This is a genomic window from Streptomyces azureus (assembly GCF_001270025.1).
GTDB classification, from domain to species: Bacteria; Actinomycetota; Actinomycetes; order Streptomycetales; family Streptomycetaceae; genus Streptomyces; species Streptomyces azureus.
This window is the reverse complement of record NZ_DF968189.1, coordinates 1-16,664: the sequence shown is the minus strand read 5'-3', so window position 1 is coordinate 16,664 and position 16,664 is coordinate 1. Positions and strand designations below refer to the sequence as shown.

Genomic DNA, 16,664 nt, shown 5'->3' with positions numbered 1-16,664 from the left:
GCGATTTGAGCAACGAGTCTGAGGACGGCCGCGCGACACTGTCAAGGCAGGTGGAGGGACTCGGCCTCGCCATGCGGCCTCGACGCCAGAGTGAGCAGCCGAGAGGCCTTCAGTTCGGTCTCGTCCCACTCCCGCCCGGGGTCGGACCCCCAGGTGATGCCGGCGCCCGTACCGAAGCGCAGCACCGGCCCCGCCGGGGCGGCACGGTCGATCCAGAAGGTGCGGATGCCCACAGCCAGTTCACCGGTCCCCCGGTCGGCGTCGACCCAGCCGATGGCGCCGCAGTACGGGCCGCGGGGCGCGGTCTCCAGGGCGTCGATGATGCGCAGTGCGCTGGTTTTGGGCGCGCCGGTCACGGAACCCGGTGGGAAGGTCCCGGCCATCAGCTCGGGCCAGCCCGCGCCCTGCGCCAGCTCCCCGCGCACGGTGGAGACGAGATGCACCAGGCCCGGGTGCCGCTCGACGGCGCACAGGGCCGGGACGGTCACGGATCCGGTGGCGCAGACCCGCCCCAGGTCGTTGCGGACCAGGTCCACGATCATCACGTTCTCGGCGTGGTCCTTCTCGAGCAGATCGTCCGCCGTACGGCCCGTGCCTTTGATCGGCCCGGACTCCACGGTCCGGCCGGTACGGCGCAGGAAGAGTTCGGGCGAGGCGGTGGCCACTTCGACGCCGTGCGCGGGAAGCCGGACCGTACCGGCGTAGGGCGCGGGGTTGCCGCGGGCGAGCAGCCCGGTGAGCGCGTCGATGTCGGCGGCGGCCGGGTCGGGCAGGGGTGCGGAGAGCACGCGGCAGAGATTGGCCTGGTAGACGTCGCCCGCCGCGATGTGCTCGCGGATGCGGCGCACGCCCGCGGTGTAGGCGGTGCGGTCCAGCGACGAGGTCCAGTCGCCTGCGGCCGGGCCCCGCCAGGCCCCGGTCTGCGGAGCGGGCACCTGCGCGGTGCGCAGCCGGCCGAACCGGGCGCAGACCAGGCGGCCTTCGAAGTCCGCGACGACCGCCCAGAAGCCGGAGGAGTCCAGGGCGGCGGGATCGCTGGTCACATCACGCAGATCAGCGGCGACGAGGCCGCCGAAGCGGGCCATCGGGGCGGGAGCGTGCACGGCGGTTCGTCCGGGGTCGGCGGGACGGATGGTCCTTGGTCATGACGGTCGTTCCTGGCCGCGACGGCCGAGGACACGGCCACGACGGCCGAGGACAGGGCCACGACGGCCGGGTACGCCGGTATGCCGACCAGGCACACGGGCATGCCGACGGGCTCGCGGGATGCCGGCCCGGGGGCGGGCTCTCGTTCGCGGGTCCCGAGCGAGGAGACACGCGGGCACTCGATCGCCCCCGGCCGGCCTGGCGGCGCCCTGTCACCAGCCGCGGGCCGCCCACTCCTGAAGGTGCGGTGCCTCCGCCTCGACGGTCGTCGTCTCGCCGTGTCCGGTGTGGACGACCGTCTCACCCGGGAGGGTCAGCAGCCGGTCACCGATGGAGCCGATGATCGTGCCGAAGTCGCTGTACGAGCGCCCTGTCGCGCCGGGGCCTCCGGCGAACAGCGTGTCACCGCTGAACAGTGCGCCCAGTTCGGGTGCGTACAGGCACACGGCACCCGGAGCGTGTCCGGGTGTGTGGAGGACACGCAGGCCGATGCCCGCCACCATGAGTTCGTCACCGTCGGCGAGCGGGCCGTCGGGCCGCCGGCCGGGGTGCACCATCTTCCACAGCACATGGTCGTCAGGGTGCAGGAGAATGGGCGCGCCCGTGGCCAGGGCGACGTCCGGTGCGGCGCGCACATGGTCGTCGTGGGCGTGGGTGCACACGATGGCCGACAGGCGACGGTCACCGACGGCCTCCAAGATGGCGTCGGAATCGTGTGCCGCGTCGATGACGACCACCTCGTCGTCGTCACCGATGATCCAGACGTTGTTGTCGACGTCCCAGGTCCCGCCGTCGAGGCTGAAGGTCCCGCTGGTGACGAGGTGTTCGATGCGCGGTGCGCCGGCCATCACAGCACCACCACCGAGCGCAGCACGTCGCCGCGGTGCATCTTCTCGAACGCCTCCTCCACGTCACCGAGGCCGATGGTCTCGGAGACGAACGCGTCCAGGTCGAAACGGCCTCCCAGATACAGGTCGATGAGGGCCGGGAAGTCGCGCGAGGGCAGGCAGTCGCCGTACCAGCTGGACTTCAGCGAGCCGCCCCGGCCGAAGACGTCGAGCAGGGGCAGCTCCACCTTCATCTCCGGGGTGGGCACGCCGACCAGCACGACCGTGCCCGCCAGGTCGCGGGCGTAGAAGGCCTGCCGGTACGTCTCGGGGCGGCCGACGGCCTCCACGACGACGTCCGCGCCGAAGCCGCCCGTCAGCTCGCGCACCGCTTCCACGACGTCGCCCTTCGCCCCGTCGACCGTGTGGGTGGCCCCCATGGCCATGGCCCGGTCCAGCTTGCGCTGGTCGATGTCGACGGCGATGACCTTGCTCGCCCCGGCCAGCCTCGCGCCCGCGACGGCGGCCATTCCGACGCCGCCGCAGCCGATGACGGCGACGGAGTCGCCCCGGCCGACGGCACCGGTGTTCACGGCCGCGCCGAAGCCCGCCATGACGCCGCACCCGAGCAGACCGGCTGCCGCCGCCGGGGCCGCCGGATCCACCTTGGTGCACTGCCCGGCGGCGACCAGCGTCTTCTCCGCGAACGCGCCGATGCCGAGTGCCGGCGAGAGCGGGGTGCCGTCGAGCAGCGTCATCGGCTGTGTCGCGTTGTGGGTGGCGAAGCAGTACCAGGGCTTGCCCTTGCTGCAAGCCCGGCACTGGCCGCACACCGCACGCCAGTTGAGGATGACGAAGTCGCCGGGCTCGACGCCGGTGACTCCCTCCCCGACCGCCTCGACGCGGCCTGCCGCCTCGTGCCCCAGGAGGAAGGGGAATTCGTCGTTGATCCCGCCTTCGCGGTAGTGGAGATCGGTATGACAGACGCCGCACGCCTCGACCTTGACCAGCGCCTCACCCGGACCAGGATCCGGGACGACGATCGTCTCGACGGAGACGGGCGCGCCCTTCTTCCGGGCGACGACGGCACGAACCTCGTGAGCCATGAGCTGCTCCTCAAGCGGGAAACCCTCGCGAGTGCGTTGCCTCATTCGCTACACGCACCGCTATACGCAACTGAGCATCGTGGAGAAGCACGCCGACGGTCAAGGGGTTGACACCAACCGGGACGACTCGGCCGGATCCGTCGGAGCGGGAAACCGACGAAGAGGCTCGCCACGGGCGCACATGAGGGACCGCGCCCCTCGGACACTCCGGGGAGGCGGCCCTCACGTTCGTCCGATTCCGGCCGAGTCGCGCTCCTCCGGTTCGGCCGGCCGGGCAGCTCAGCCCGCGGGCTGCGAGTCCGCCATGGCCTCGGCCGGCCGTACACCGTCGTCCGGCCCCGGCTCGGCGGCGGCGTCGGCGTCGGCGTCGGCGTCGGCGAGACCTTCCCGTTCCGCCGACGAGGCGGGGATCGGCTCGGCGCGCAGCGCCTTCACGAGGGAGACGCACAGGCCGATCATCACGAAGAGGAACGGGAACGCGGCGATGATGGCCACCTGTTTGACCGCCTCCAGGCCTCCGGCCATCAACAGCACGGCCGCGACCAGACCCGTCAGCGCACCCCAGAGGATCACGACGAGGCGACCGGGGGCCATGTCGCCCCGGCAGGAGAGCATGCCGAGGACCACGGATGCCGCATCCGCACCGCTCACGAAGAACAGGCCGACCAGAACGATCACCAGGACCGAGGTGACGGGGAACCAGGGAAGGTTCCGCAGGGTGGCGAAGAGGCCCGCTTCCTCGCCCTTGGCGACCGCCGCGGCCAGGTGACCGCCGTGCATCTCCTGGTTCAGGGCCGTCCCGCCGAGGATCGCGAACCACACGACACTCACCAGGCTCGGCGCGAGGATCACGCCGACGATGAACTCCCGGATGGTCCGCCCGCGGGAGATCCGGGCGATGAACGTCCCGACGAACGGCGTCCAGGAGATCCACCACGCCCAGTAGAAGACCGTCCAGCCGGAGAGCCATTCACCGCCGCCGAAGGCACCCGTCGTGAAACTCATCTTCGGCAGCGAGGCCAGATAGCCGCCCAGCGCCTCGGTCTGGCTCTCCAGGATGAACACCGTGGGGCCCACCACGAAGACGAAGAGCAGCAGCACGGCGGCGAGAATCATGTTGCCGTTGCTCAGCCACTGGATGCCGCGATGCACGCCGGAGAGGGCGGAGATCACGAACAGGACGGTGAGGACCGCGATGACCGAGACGGCCAGCGCGGTGGAGTCGGGGACGCCCCAGACCTCGTTCAGCCCCCGGTTGACCTGGAGCGCGCCCAGCCCGAGGGAGACGGCTGAACCGAAGAGGGTGGCGAAGATCGCCAGGATGTCGATGGACTTGCCCAGTGGTCCGTCCACCCGGTCGCCCAGCAGTGGGCGGAAGGCGGAGCTGATCAGGCTGTTGCCGCTCTTGCGGAAACCGAAGTAGGCGAGCGCCAGCCCGGCGACGGCGTACATCGCCCAGGGGTGGATCGCCCAGTGGAAGTACGAGTACTCCAACGCCAGGCGGGCGGCGTCCTCGCTGCCCGCCTTCGCGGAGCCTGGCGGCGGGCTGGACATATGCATGATCGGCTCGCTCGCTCCGTAGAACATGAGGCCGATCCCCATGCCGGCGCTGAACATCATCGCCACCCAGGACGCGGTGCTGAACTCCGGGCGCTCCCCGTCTCTGCCGAGCCGGATGGAACCGAACCGGCTGAACGCGAGCACCGTCGCCAGCACCACGAACCCGGAACTCGTCAGGACGAACAGCCAGCCGAAGTTGTCGATGATCCGGCCCAGCGTCGTCTCGGCGACCGTGGCGAGACTGTCGGTGAAGAACACCCCCCAAGCGACGAACAGGGCGGACAGCGTGACCGATACATAGAGGACGGCCGGATCCACCCGTGCGAGGGCCGATGTCGTTTTCTTCGTCGTCGCGGTAGTCATCCGCAGCCTTCCGACAGGGGACGGGGGTGGCGGGTCTGCATCCCCGTGTTGCGCACCGCGGGCAGCGGTGCGCAACACGCAACTTCGAGCTCGATGTGCAACACAGTTCCTGTCAGGTATCGGGTGCGTCAACCCCCTGTACACCGACCTTTCTCGCCACGCTCCAGCGCGGGAGCGGGCGTCGTGGCGGAGTGCGCCGAGCAGGCTCTCGGTGCTGGTGTCGATGCCGAGGACGACGACCGGTGTGTCAGGAACTCGCGGTCGCGGGCGGGGCGGAAGCCGGTTCCAGACGGACACAGCAGTGGCCGGGGCTGGGCGCCAGGCATGCGTGGAGACTGCTGTCGTCGAGCCCTTCGAGGACGCCCCGGAACAGGTGGAGGTTCATGCCGCACACCGTCTGGGTGTGTTCGCGGGCGAGCGCGTGGAAGGGGCAGTTGCCCAGCACGATCGCGCCACCGTCGTGGCGGGGCTCGAACCCGTACCTCTCCAGAAGGTCGAACACGCCGGTGCCGCCCTGGCCGGCGAGCTGGGCGCCGAGTTGGTGGGCCCTTCGGTGCAGGACGGCGCGGACCGGTTCACCCGTGGCCTCGGATTCCTCCATGGCTTGGGCGAGGAGCCGTCCGGCCAGCTCGTAGCGCCGCTCGGGCAGGCTGACGGTGACCTGCTTGGCGGAGCGCTTGTAGAGCTTGGCCGGCCTGCCCGCTCCCGGGCCGGTGCGGCCGCTGCGCCGCTCGTAGACGACGTCGAGGAGTGATTCGTCGGCCAGGCGGTCCAGGTGGAAGGCCGCGGTCTGGCGCGCCAGCCCGAGAGCGGCGGCGGCTTCGTCGCGGCTGACCGGCCCCGGCTGGCGCACGACGTGGTCGTACAGCCGCCTGCGGGTCGGCTCGTCCAGGGCGGCGACGGCGGAGACGTCGGAGCGGGGTGCGTCTTTCGGGTGATCCACGAGCACCAGTGTAAAACCCACAGCCATTGACTAAAGAAGCCTTCCGCGCTTCTATCGTTAGTGAGAGTTGTCGATAGAAGGAACGGTGCGTCATGACGTCCGCAACCCACACCACCCCGTCCGTCGCGCCCCGGCGGGCCGTGCTCAGTGACCCCGGCTACCAGGCGTTCGTCATCCTGCGCGTCGGGTTCACCGTGGCGCCGATCCTGTTCGGGCTGGACAAGTTCGCCAACCTGCTCGTGGACTGGCCCACCTACCTCGCCCCGTGGATCGACGACGTCGTGCCCGGCAGCGCCCAGGCAGCCATGTACGCCGTCGGTGTCATCGAGATCGTCGCCGGTCTCGCCGTTGCTCTCGCCCCGCGCTTCGGCGGCTGGCTGGTGGCCGGATGGCTGGCCGGCATCATCGTCAACCTGCTGACCATCCCGGGGTACTACGACATCGCGCTGCGCGACTTCGGCCTCCTGCTCGGCGCGGTCGCCCTCGCCCGGCTCGCCCAGCGCTACCACGGCGAACGGCAGCCGCACTGACACGGCGGCGCGCACGGGGGAAGGCGGGTGAGCCGGACGAGGGCTCACCCACCTCACCCGCGCCCGACCCCCGGCCGGGTCAGGTGCGGCCGGACGACTGCCGGGGTGGGATGCGGTGGTGGAGCCCGATCGCCACGGGGGCGGCGGTGAGGACGGAGGAGTACGTACCGACCACGAGGCCGATGAGCAGGGCCAGGGCGAAGTCGGTCAGCGAGGACCCGCCGAGCACGGCGAGGGCGGTGAGGATGAACGCGGCGCCGATGCCGGTGTTCACGGTCCGGGGCAGGGTCTGCAGGATGGCCTGGTCGGTGATGTCCGGTAGCGGTGCCCCGGGAGACTTGCGGGCGAGTTCCCTGACGCGGTCGAAGAGGACCACGGAGTCGTTGACCGAGTAGCCGATGACGGTGAGCAGGGCCGCCAGGAACACCCCGTCGACGGGCCTGCCGAGCCAGGCGAAGACGCCGGCGAGGATCACCACGTCGTGGGCGAGGGCGACGACCGCCGCCGTGCCGAACACCCACCGGAAGCGTGCCGCGAGGTAGGCGAACTGGGCGCCGAGGGCCACGGCGAGCGCGATCAGGGCGCCCCGGCGCAGTTCCTCGCCCAGGCTGGGTCCGATCAGTTCGTCGCGTACCTTGTCCGCCCGCCCCGCGAGATCGCGCACGGCACCGGTGACCTCGGTCTCCTCGGCGTTGGTCAGCGGGTCGGTGCGCACCGTCAGGCCCGTTTCGCCCGAGGACTGCACGACGGCCCGGGGGAATCCGGCGTCGGCGAGGGCGGTGCGGACCCGGTCGGGGTGACGTCCGTGCCGGGGGCGCAGGTGACGAGGTGGCCGCGCGGCGCAGGATGCTCGCTGTGCGACTCCGGGCGGGTTGCCGCCCGGACGGCGCAGACGGTGCCGCACCCATCGTCGGCGCGTGGCGGGGTGTCCACGTGCCGATCGGCCCCTGCCACCGCGCGGGCCACCGGCTCGCTCGTCGCGCCGGGCGGCAGGCCGGCGATGCCGAGCGCGGCCAGCAACACCAGCACGACGGCCGCCAGTACCGCGACGCGGGGCCGGGCGCTGCCGGTGCCGGGGGCGGTGCGCGCAGTGCGGTGCATGCACCGTCCCCTTTCATCGTCGTGTGCTGCGGTGCGGGCGGACGGTTCAGGCTTCGATCAGACCGGCGCGGATGGCGTACCGGGTGAGTTCCAGGCGGTCACGCAGGCCGAGCTTCTGCAGCAGGTTGGCGCGGTGCCGCTGGACGGTCTTGACGCTGATGAACAGCAGGTCGGCGATCTCCTTGGACGAGTGCCCCTCGGCCACCAGCTTGAGAACCTCTTCCTCGCGGGGTGTGAGGATCTGGTCGGGCGTCTCCTCGCCGTGGCGGGCCCGGTCCAGGTAGTTGCGGATCAGGGCGGTGACCGCGCCCGGATACAGGAAGGGCTCGTCCCGCATCGCGGCCCGGCAGGCGGCGATCAGGTCCCGGTCGGCGACGGACTTCAGTACGTACCCGTTCGCGCCGGCCTTCAGGGCCTGGAAGAAGTACTGCTCGTTGTCGTGCATCGTGAGCATCATGATCCGCAGGCCCGGCTTGAGGGCGGCCAGTTCCCGGGCGGCCTGCAGGCCGGTCAGACGCGGCATGGCGATGTCCAGCACGGCCAGGTCGACTTCGCGGGCGCGGGCCATCTCGATGGCCTCGGCGCCGTCCCCGGCCTCGGCGACCACCTCCAGGTCCGGCTCCCGGTCGAGGATGAGCCGCACCCCGCGGCGCACCAGCGCATGGTCGTCGGCGAGCAGGATGCGGATCGTGCTCGTCCCCGTCGTGGCGGTCGTGGTCGCTTCGGGCATGGTCAGAGCTGCTTCCTGGATACGGGTGCGGTGAGCTGGACCCGGGTGCCGCTGTCGGGTGCCGGGGTGATGTCGAGGCTGCCGCCGATGAGCAGGGCTCGCTCGCGCATGCCGCGGATGCCGGCGCCTTCTCTGGGGGCCTCGACGCCGCAGCCGTCGTCGGTGACGGCCAGCACCACGTGGTCGTCGGTGTGACGCAGGGCGACGGTGACCTGTGTGGCGTCCGCGTGCCGGGCGACGTTGGTCATCGACTCCTGGGCGACGCGGTAGAGGACCAGTTCCGTCCCCGGCTCCAGGACCGGCAGGTCGGCATCGAAACGGCGGGTGACCTGCAAGCCGGTGTGGGTGGCGAAGTCCTCGGTGAGCGAGGTGAGCGCGCTGACCAGACCCAGGTCGTCCAGCACTCCCGGCCGCAGCCTGCGCGCCAGGCGGCGGACCTCGTCCAGGCTCTCCCGGGTGATCTCCTGCACCTCGTGCAACTGCTCGCGCAGCGTCGGCGGCGCCTCGTCCGAGACGCGCTTGAGTTCCAGCAGGATCGCGGTCATGCTCTGGCCGACCTCGTCGTGGAGTTCCTGCGCGATGCGGCGCCGTTCGGCCTCCTGGGCCAGCAGGGCCCGGGCACTGCTGGTGGCCCTCTCGTGCTCCAGCCGCTCCAGCATGGCGTTGAACGTACGGATCACCTCGGTGATCTCGCCGCCGCCGGAAGCGGGCAGGCGCTGGCCGGGACGCAGCAGGTCCACCGTGGTCATCAGCTTCGTGAGCCGGCCCAGCGGGGCCAGGCCGAGCCGCAGCAGCGCGGCGTTGGCGACCAGCATGACGACCAGGCCCCCGACGAGGATGACCGCCTCGGTGAGCAGAACCGGCACGGAGACGGTCACGGGCGCCCACAGCAACAGGGCCGTGGCCGTGCCCAGCACCACGGCGTTGAGGGCGAAGATCCGCCAGAACAGGGACACCGGCCCTCCGCCTCCCTTCTGGAAAACCTCGGTTCACCTCCATCACCGGGCCGCGCGCAGCCCCACCGCTTTCATCCCGGGGTGCCCGAGTGACCCTGCGGTCAGCCTGCCCCCTCCCGAGTGCCCCGTCGATGGGGCCCAGCCCCCATTTCCCCCGTTGAGCACCACCCACGGCACGGCCCCATGGATCCCCCGCCCCGGCGCAAATGGGCCTCGTGCCCGATAGGTATCCGCCACCTGCCCGGCGAAGGTGGAAGACACCCGATCACCCTGGCCGAGAAAGGGACCGACCATGTCGCTCGATGTCACCCGGACCGAGCCCCACCTTCACGAGGCCCGCCTCCACGAGGCCCGTCAGCGCCTGGAGCACGCCCGCACCTCACGGCTGGCTCAGTTGCAGGCCCTCGACGAGTCCGGGCCCAGCACGGACGACCACCTGTCGGCCGTCCAGAAGACCGCGATGGAGCGGGTCCTCAACGAGATCGAGGCAGCTTTCGCCCGCATCGAGGACGGCACCTACGGAACCTGCCTGGGCTGCGCCAAACCGGTCCCCCCGGAACGCCTGGAGATCCTCCCCTACACCCGCTACTGCGTCGCCTGCCAGCGCCGCGCAGCCTGACCGACGCCCGTACCGACCTCCTACACCGTGCCTCAAAGGGGTGACGTGGTGACCGACCAGACCATCGGCGAGAGCACGACCCACCTGTCGGCCGAAGACCTCGCCGCGCTGCGCGAGCACCTGCACGAGCAGCGCTCGTTCCGCCAAGAGCAACTGCGCCAGCTCGCCGGACCCACCACCTCCCGTGCCGAGGACCGGCTCCAGCGGCAGACCGCAGCCCAGATGGAGGTCCGCATCAAGCTCACCGCCTCCGCCCGCATGGTCCTCGCCGACGTCGAAGCGGCCCTGACCCGCATGGACGAGGGAACTTACGGCATCTGCCACCTGTGCCGGCACCCCGTCGGCCGGCAACGGCTGATGATCGTGCCGCAGGCCCGCTACTGCGCCCGCTGCCAGCAGGTCAAGGAGGCAATCCCATGACCGGCCCACACCACCTGCCCACCCCGCTGACCGCCGACGCCGTGAGCGCGGCATCCTCCTGGCCGGCGGGGGCACGCCCTGCGTCCAATCACCCATCACTCCGGGTCAGAGGGTCATGAAGGGAGAGTGCTCGCTGAGCAGAAGCTTGCGTAGTGCCAAGCGGACGCGCGACAGAACTCGGCGACGTGGCGATGCAGGCGCAGACATGGCTCCCCCAACAGCGGTAAGGTACGCCCAGTCGCGTACCTCTGGGTAAGGTACGCAACTAGGCGTACCTTGTCGAGAGGTGGAGTGATGGCGGCAGGCGAGTTGGCCCACCCTCGTGCCGAGGAGTTGGAGGTGGGGCCCATCCTTCTGGCACTAGCCGACGGAAACCGGCGTCGGGTCGTGGCTGAACTTGCCGAACGGCCGGACGAAGAGCGGCTCTGCGCTTCCTTCGACCTGCCGGTGAGCAAGTCCAGCCGCACGCGTCACTGGCGAGTACTGCGCGAAGCAGGCCTGGTGTACCAGCGCGACGCCGGGAACGGGCTGTACATGCGCCTCCGCAAGGAGGACTTGGACCGCAGATTCCCGGGCCTCGTCCAGGCCGTCATAGCTGCGGACCAGGTGTACTGACCTGTGTTGACGTGAAGCACTGTTCAGTGCCGGTGAGCGGGGCTTGCGCGTGCCTCTGCCAGGGGGAGGAGGCGGCTCGGTCGGACTCGCTGCGAAGCACGCAGAACTCGTTGCCTTCGGGGTCGGCAAGGACTGCCCAGCCAGAGCCATCGCGATTGCGGTGATCCGCGACGAAGGTGGCACCGAGGCCCAGCAGCCGTTCCACCTCCTGCTCACGCGAGGTCTCAGGGCGCAGACACAGATGGATCCGGTTCTTGGTCTTCTTGGACTCGGGCACCTGGTTGAAGTACAGCACTGGGCCATCCGCCAGCAGCACCTGGGTCTCCCTGTCACCCGGTTTGTCCTCCGGATGCAGCGGACGGCCAGTCACCCTGCTCCAGAACCGGGCCAGCTCGTAGGCATCCGCACAGTCGATCGCAACGTTCTGCAGTACCGAAACCATGCGAGCGAGCCTTCCTCACTTCCACCCCAGACGCCACCGAGTTGCGCTCGTCGTGCGCCACGAGACAACACTGGGCCCGTCGGCGCTACTTGAGATGCGGCGGGCTGCGAAAGTGGGTGTTGTCCGTGCCGCCGTCAACGGAGGAGCGCAGGAGGAGCTGCGCGGAGGCGGACGGGCCGAGGGACTCCACCAGCGCCTTGCTCTTGGCGGTCAGGTCGATCACCGGCACGTTCTGCGCCGCGCCGAGCGAGCGCATCTCGGCGGGCAGGTCCACGCCCACGCCGTTGACGTGCAGCGCCGTTGACGTGAGCCGGTTGCCGTCGAACAGCCGGCGGACCGGCGGGGTCACCAGGACCGGGACGTCGCCCTTCGCACGGACCCGCGAGATCATGGAGGTGAGGTTGCTCCGGAAGGCGGACGCGCTGGTCTGCTTGTCGTTGTGGCCGAACTGGATGAACACCGGGTCGTTCACCTTGGTGAACGAGTACGTGACGACGGCTCCTCGACGGCACCCGCATCGACAAGTACGGCACCTCCGGCGACACCCGCCAGCTCACCGGATCCGGCGTCTCCTCCAACAACGGCACCAAGGCCACGCCCGTCCTGTCCGGCGACCTCCTCGGCGACTGGCGCGAGGAGGTCATATGGCGCACCGGCGACAACACGGCCCTGCGCATCTACTCGACCCCGCATCCCGGGCGGTCACCCAGGGGCCGGAGCCGCGGGGCCGACCAGCTCGGACAGCACGTCCTCCATGGTCACAAAGCCGATGACCTTGCCGCTCTCACCGACGACGGCGGCGAGGTGGCTGCCCTCGGCGCGCAGGGCCGTGAGGGTGTCGTCGAGCGGGGTGTCGATGCGCACCCGGGTGACCTTGTGCAGCGCGCCGCGGGGGAAGGGCCGTTCGCGGTCGGTGACGCCGAGGGTGTCCTTGATGTGCAGGTAACCGAGAAGGGCACCCTCGGGGCCGGTGACGGGAAAGCGGGAGTACCCCGCTCCTGCGGCCACCCGTTCGAGATGCGCAGGAGTGACGGTGTGGTCGACGGTGTGCATCCGATGGGTGGGGACGAGGATCTCGCCGACCGGCCGTGCGCCCAGTTCCAGCGCGTCGCGGAGCCGTTCGCCGTCGGCGGGTGAGAGGAGACCCGCCTGGCTGGAGTCGAGGACCATACGGGCGAGCTGGTCGTCGGTGTAGACCGACTCGACCTCGTCCTTCGGCTCGACGCGCAGCAGCTTCAGCAGAACGTTGGCGAAGGCGTTGATGCCGAACACGACCGGCTTCAGCGCCCGGGTGAGGGCGACCAAGGGAGGGCCGAGCAACAGGGCACTGGGCACCGGCGCGGCGAGCGCGATGTTCTTCGGGACCATCTCGCCGATCAGCATGTGCAGATACGTCGCCAGGGTCAGCGCGATGACGAACGCGACCGGGTGCACCAGCCCGTGCGGGAGGTGCACCGCCTCGAAACCGGGTTCGAGCAGGTGGGCTATGGCGGGTTCGGCGACAGCGCCGAGCACCAGCGAGGAGACGGTGATGCCGAGCTGGGCGGTGGCCATCATCGCGGAGAGGTTTTCCAGGGCCCACAGCGTCATGCGGGCCCGCTTGTTGCCCGCCTGGGCGTGGGGCTCGATCTGGCTGCGGCGCACCGAGATCAGCGCGAACTCGGCGCCGACGAAGAACGCGTTGGTCAGCAGGGTCAGCGCGCCGATGGTGAGTTGCAGGAAGGTCATCGGGCTTCCTCCGCGAGCTGGAGGGGCCGGCCCGTGACCGGCCCGGTGATGCGGACTCGGTCGGCGCGGTGATGGTCGACGTCGAGGACCTCCAGCTCCCAGCCGTCGAGATCCACCACGTCGCCCTTGACCGGGATGCGGGACAGGCGAGTGGCGATCAGGCCGGCCACGGTCTCGTACGGCCCGTCGGGCGCGGTGAGTCCCGTCTCGGCGAGCTGGTCGAGACGGACGCTGCCGTCCGCCTCCCACACCGCGCGGCCGTCCCCGGTCCGGGGCCCGGGCAGCAGGTCGACGACCTCGACGGGGTCGTGCTCGTCGCGGACCTCGCCGACGACCTCCTCGACGATGTCCTCCACCGTGGCCACGCCCGCCGTGCCGCCGTACTCGTCGATGACCACGGCCATCGTGCGCGAGGCCCGCAGTCGCTCCAGCAGCCGGTCGGCGGTGAGGCTGTCCGGAACCAGCAGGGGCTCTGTGGCGAGCTCCGTGACCGCGGTGACGGCCCGCTTCTCCGGGTCGAGGGCGAGGACGTCCCGGATGTGGACGGTGCCGACGACCTCGTCCAGGCTGTCGCGGTAGACCGGGAAGCGGGACAGGCCGGTCGCATGGGAGAGGTTGGCGGCGTCGGCGGCCGTCGCGTGCACTTCGAGCGCCTTCACGTCGACCCGCGGCGTCATCACGTTCTCAGCCGTGAGCTCGCTCAGGTGCAGGGTGCGGACGAAGAGTTCGGCGGAGTCGGCTTCCAGGGCGCCTTCCGCGGCCGAGTGCCGGGCCAGGGCGACCAGTTCCTCGGGGCTGCGAGCGGAGGCCAGCTCCTCGGCTGGCTCCAGGCCGAAGCGGCGTACAAAGCGGTTCGCGGTGCTGTTCAGGTGCCGGATGAACGGGCCGAACACTGCCGTGAAACCGCGCTGCGGGCCGGCCACCACCTTGGCGACCGCCAGAGGCCGGGAGATCGCCCAGTTCTTGGGCACCAGCTCACCGACGACCATCAGCACGACGGTGGAGATGACCACACCCAGCACGGTCGCCACCGATGACGTAACGCCGCCCAGGCCGACCGCCTTCAGCGGTCCGCGCAGGAGGGCCGCCAGAGACGGCTCGGCGAGCATGCCGATCACCAGTGAGGTGACGGTGATGCCGAGTTGGGCACCGGACAGCTGGAAGGTCAGGCGCCGTACGGCCTTCAGCGCACCGTCCGCGCCGCGCTCGCCGGCCTCGGCGGCACGCTCCAGCTCGCCGCGCTCAACGGTGGTGAGGGAGAACTCGGCCGCGACGAACACCGCGCAGGCCAGTGTGAGGAGGAGGGCCAGCAGGAGCAGCAGGACTTCGGTCACCGTGCCACCCCCGCTCCCTCAGTCGCATGAGTCGGGCGCGGGATGACACGGCTGGTACTGGGAGGCTCACCCATCGGGGGAACGTCGCTCCTTCTCAAGACGCACATGCAGACAGTGGGTGGAGACAGGTGGACCTGCCTCTACAGCAACTGTAAAGGAGGTGCAGAACACCTCACAGGTCCAGGGCCGAGTGGGTGCTCACCCGGACACCGGCAGGCTTGAAACGGGCGTCCCTCAGCACCACGTCGGGCCGGGTCGTGCGGGCCGGCTCCACCGCCTGCACGCCGTCGGCGGCCTCCGCGACGACCACCAGGTCGCCGGTCAGGTCGAGCAGCGCACGACATGAGCCTGCCGGAACGAACGCGCACGAGCACGACAGCGGGAGTACGCGCCGTGCTCCTGGGTAGCGGCACCTGGCCGGAGCAGGAAGCCGTTTTCGGCCGTTCCCGACCCGCCCACCGGGGCCGTGCCCCGCCCCGCCCTCGACCGCCCTATGCTTCTACTCGTTTGTAGAAGTCCGGCGCGTGGCCGTCCTCGACGCGGCCTGGTGACCGGCTCGCGAACCGCCGTGGTGCCGCATGCCCCAGGACGGGCGGCACCACCCTCATGGAACACACGCACACACAAGGAGTGGACGCCACCATGGTGTTCAAACGACTGCTCGCGTCGCTCGGCGTGGGCGGCCCCACCGTCGACACGATCCTCGACCCCGGAACGGCCCGGCCCGGCGGGGCGCTCACCGGCCAGGTCCATCTCAAGGGCGGCAGCGCCGACTTCGACATCGAGCACATCACCCTGGAGTTGGTGGCGCGGGTCGAGGCCGAGCACGAGGAGGGCGAGAGCGAGGGCGTCGTCGCCTTCGGCCGTTTCACCGTCGGCGGCGGCTTCCGGCTCGCCGAGGGCGAGCTGCGCAGCATCCCGTTCAGCGTGACGCTGCCCTGGGAGACACCGATCACCGAGCTGCACGGCCAGCCCTTGGGCGTCGTCCTCGGCGTCCGGACCGAACTGTCCGTGGCCGGCGCCAAGGACAGGGGCGACCTGGATCCGCTGACCGTCGGCCCGCTGCCCGTCCAGGAGGCGGTCCTCGAGGCGCTCGGCCGGCTCGGCTTCGGCTTCAGGTCCGCAGACCTGGAGTACGGGCGTATCGGCGGCACCGGCCAGCAACTGCCCTTCTACCAGGAGATCGAGATCACGCCGTCGCCGCAGTACGCGCACCTGGTGAACGAGATCGAGGTGACCTTCCTGGCCAACCCGGGCGGCATGGAGGTCGTCCTGGAGGCCGACCAGCGAGGCGGCTTCCTCACCGGGGGCCACGACGCGCTGACCCGCTTCACGGTCGGCCACCACGACGCCCATGAGTGGAACGCAGAAGTCGACGGCTGGATCCGGCAGCTGGTCGAGCACCGGGCGGCGCACGGCTCCCCCGGCACGTACGGCCACGGTGACCCGTATGGCGAGCACGGACACGGCGGCCACCACGGGCACGACGACCACCACCGCTCCGGTCCCGGCATGGGCACCGCTGTCGCCGCGGGCGCCGCCGGACTCGCGGCCGGTGTCGTCGGCGGCATGGTCGCGGCCGAAGTCGTGGACGAGGCCGGGGACTTCTTCGAGGACGACGAGGAGGAAGAGGGCTGATACCTTCTACATTCCTGTAGAAAAACCTGCCCGGGACACCTCCTTCCGGGCATCCTCCTCCCGACACTTACGGAGTTCTCATGGCCCTGTGGGACCGCCTCAAGGAGTCCGCATCGACGATGCAGACCCAGCTCACGGCGAAGAAGAACGACCTGAAGAGCGGCGCCTTCCGCGACGCGAGCATGGCCATGTGCGCCCTGGTCGCGGCCGCCGACGGCACGGTCGACCCGTCCGAACGGCAGCGCGTGGCCCAGCTCATCGCCACCAACGAGGTGTTGCAGAACTTCGACGCCGACGACCTGCGTCGCCGCTTCGATGACAACCTGGGCAAGCTCACCGCCGACTTCGACTTCGGCAAGGTCAGCGTGATGCAGGAGATCGCCAAGGCGAAGAAGAAGCCCGCCGAGGCCCGCGCGGTCATCCAGATCGGCATCGTCATCGGCGGTGCCGACGGCGACTTCGACAAGGACGAGCAGACCGTGGTCCGTGAAGCGTGCTACACCCTCGGCCTGCCGCCGCACGAGTTCGACCTCTGACCCGACCGGACCGTGCGGCGCGCCGACGCCCCGCGCGGACCCAGTGCCCCGGCGGGCAACGTTGCCCGCC

General features: G+C 70.5%; 18 protein-coding genes and 3 pseudogenes. 7 read left to right on the top strand and 14 right to left on the bottom strand.

From position 1 onward, the window contains the following. Positions 1-41 precede the first annotated feature (41 nt). The 5 genes from AOQ53_RS01410 to AOQ53_RS01390 all read right to left on the bottom strand — a co-directional run bounded on the left by AOQ53_RS01410 (position 42) and on the right by AOQ53_RS01390 (position 5,951). Positions 42-1,103, bottom strand: coding sequence for a chorismate-binding protein (locus tag AOQ53_RS01410; RefSeq protein ID WP_059414166.1), 1,062 nt, complete (start codon positions 1,101-1,103; stop codon positions 42-44). Positions 1,104-1,358: 255 nt separating this feature from the next. Continuing rightward, complete coding sequence (locus tag AOQ53_RS01405) at positions 1,359-1,994, bottom strand: MBL fold metallo-hydrolase (protein WP_059414165.1); 636 nt, start codon at positions 1,992-1,994, stop codon at positions 1,359-1,361. After that, on the bottom strand, positions 1,994-3,079 hold the full coding sequence (locus AOQ53_RS01400) for an S-(hydroxymethyl)mycothiol dehydrogenase (RefSeq protein ID WP_059414163.1): 1,086 nt from the start codon (positions 3,077-3,079) through the stop codon (positions 1,994-1,996). The genes AOQ53_RS01405 and AOQ53_RS01400 overlap by 1 nt, the downstream gene beginning before the upstream one ends. A 279-nt stretch (positions 3,080-3,358) precedes the next feature. Then, positions 3,359-5,002, bottom strand: a complete 1,644-nt coding sequence (locus AOQ53_RS01395) for a BCCT family transporter (RefSeq protein ID WP_078945090.1) — start codon at positions 5,000-5,002, stop codon at positions 3,359-3,361. A 247-nt stretch (positions 5,003-5,249) separates the two neighbouring features. Then, positions 5,250-5,951, bottom strand: coding sequence for a helix-turn-helix transcriptional regulator (locus AOQ53_RS01390; protein WP_059414161.1), 702 nt, complete (start codon positions 5,949-5,951; stop codon positions 5,250-5,252). A gap of 86 nt (positions 5,952-6,037) precedes the next feature. Here AOQ53_RS01390 and AOQ53_RS01385 point away from each other — a divergent pair, with 86 nt between their 5' ends. Further along, positions 6,038-6,475, top strand: a complete 438-nt coding sequence (locus AOQ53_RS01385; protein ID WP_059414158.1) for a DoxX family membrane protein — start codon at positions 6,038-6,040, stop codon at positions 6,473-6,475. A gap of 79 nt (positions 6,476-6,554) precedes the next feature. Here AOQ53_RS01385 and secF read toward each other — a convergent pair. The 4 genes and pseudogenes from secF to AOQ53_RS01365 form a co-directional block, all read right to left on the bottom strand. Continuing rightward, positions 6,555-7,271, bottom strand: a pseudogene (gene secF, locus AOQ53_RS01380) (protein translocase subunit SecF); the annotation flags it as partial. Continuing rightward, positions 7,193-7,576, bottom strand: coding sequence for a hypothetical protein (locus tag AOQ53_RS44380; protein WP_059414154.1), 384 nt, complete (start codon positions 7,574-7,576; stop codon positions 7,193-7,195). The gene AOQ53_RS44380 and the pseudogene secF, both read right to left, overlap by 79 nt. Before the next feature lie 46 nt (positions 7,577-7,622). After that, on the bottom strand, positions 7,623-8,306 hold the full coding sequence (locus AOQ53_RS01370; RefSeq protein WP_059414152.1) for a response regulator: 684 nt from the start codon (positions 8,304-8,306) through the stop codon (positions 7,623-7,625). Between the two features lie 2 nt (positions 8,307-8,308). Further along, positions 8,309-9,262 carry a HAMP domain-containing sensor histidine kinase gene (locus AOQ53_RS01365; RefSeq protein ID WP_059414151.1) on the bottom strand — a complete coding sequence of 318 codons (954 nt, stop codon included), beginning with the start codon at positions 9,260-9,262 and terminating at the stop codon, positions 8,309-8,311. 292 nt (positions 9,263-9,554) lie between these two features. Here AOQ53_RS01365 and AOQ53_RS01360 point away from each other — a divergent pair, with 292 nt between their 5' ends. The 3 genes from AOQ53_RS01360 (at position 9,555) to AOQ53_RS01350 (ending at position 10,916) form a co-directional block, all read left to right on the top strand. Next, the gene (locus AOQ53_RS01360) at positions 9,555-9,881 is read left to right on the top strand and encodes a TraR/DksA C4-type zinc finger protein (RefSeq protein WP_059414149.1); all 327 of its coding nucleotides are present in this window, start codon (positions 9,555-9,557) and stop codon (positions 9,879-9,881) included. A 45-nt stretch (positions 9,882-9,926) separates the two neighbouring features. After that, positions 9,927-10,301: a TraR/DksA family transcriptional regulator gene (locus AOQ53_RS01355; RefSeq protein ID WP_059414148.1), complete on the top strand. Its 375-nt coding sequence runs from the start codon at positions 9,927-9,929 to the stop codon at positions 10,299-10,301. A 387-nt stretch (positions 10,302-10,688) separates the two neighbouring features. Then, positions 10,689-10,916, top strand: a complete 228-nt coding sequence (locus tag AOQ53_RS01350) for a helix-turn-helix domain-containing protein (RefSeq protein ID WP_330219270.1) — start codon at positions 10,689-10,691, stop codon at positions 10,914-10,916. 67 nt (positions 10,917-10,983) lie between these two features. On the opposite strand, the pseudogene AOQ53_RS01345 reads toward AOQ53_RS01350, so the two are convergent. Together AOQ53_RS01345 and AOQ53_RS01340 are read right to left on the bottom strand one after the other, a co-directional pair. After that, positions 10,984-11,358: pseudogene (locus tag AOQ53_RS01345) on the bottom strand (VOC family protein); the annotation flags it as partial. 85 nt (positions 11,359-11,443) lie between these two features. After that, complete coding sequence (locus AOQ53_RS01340; protein ID WP_330219269.1) at positions 11,444-11,818, bottom strand: SGNH/GDSL hydrolase family protein; 375 nt, start codon at positions 11,816-11,818, stop codon at positions 11,444-11,446. Positions 11,819-11,850: 32 nt separating this feature from the next. Here AOQ53_RS01340 and AOQ53_RS47615 point away from each other — a divergent pair. Beyond that, positions 11,851-12,051: pseudogene (locus AOQ53_RS47615) on the top strand (rhamnogalacturonan lyase family protein); the annotation flags it as partial. A 9-nt stretch (positions 12,052-12,060) separates the two neighbouring features. Here AOQ53_RS47615 and AOQ53_RS01335 read toward each other — a convergent pair. The 3 genes from AOQ53_RS01335 to AOQ53_RS44370 all read right to left on the bottom strand — a co-directional run bounded on the left by AOQ53_RS01335 (position 12,061) and on the right by AOQ53_RS44370 (position 14,730). Then, on the bottom strand, positions 12,061-13,086 hold the full coding sequence (locus AOQ53_RS01335; RefSeq protein ID WP_059414146.1) for a hemolysin family protein: 1,026 nt from the start codon (positions 13,084-13,086) through the stop codon (positions 12,061-12,063). Continuing rightward, positions 13,083-14,420: a hemolysin family protein gene (locus AOQ53_RS01330; protein WP_059414144.1), complete on the bottom strand. Its 1,338-nt coding sequence runs from the start codon at positions 14,418-14,420 to the stop codon at positions 13,083-13,085. Before AOQ53_RS01330 ends, AOQ53_RS01335 begins: the two co-directional genes overlap by 4 nt. A gap of 172 nt (positions 14,421-14,592) precedes the next feature. Then, positions 14,593-14,730 carry a response regulator gene (locus tag AOQ53_RS44370; protein ID WP_167745662.1) on the bottom strand — a complete coding sequence of 46 codons (138 nt, stop codon included), beginning with the start codon at positions 14,728-14,730 and terminating at the stop codon, positions 14,593-14,595. A 332-nt stretch (positions 14,731-15,062) separates the two neighbouring features. On the opposite strand from AOQ53_RS44370, the gene AOQ53_RS01325 reads away from it, so the two are divergent. Continuing rightward, entirely contained in the window at positions 15,063-16,058 is a 996-nt protein-coding gene (locus AOQ53_RS01325; protein ID WP_059414142.1) for a sporulation protein, read from the top strand. A gap of 80 nt (positions 16,059-16,138) precedes the next feature. Next, on the top strand, positions 16,139-16,594 hold the full coding sequence (locus AOQ53_RS01320; protein ID WP_059414140.1) for a tellurite resistance TerB family protein: 456 nt from the start codon (positions 16,139-16,141) through the stop codon (positions 16,592-16,594). Positions 16,595-16,664 lie beyond the last annotated feature (70 nt).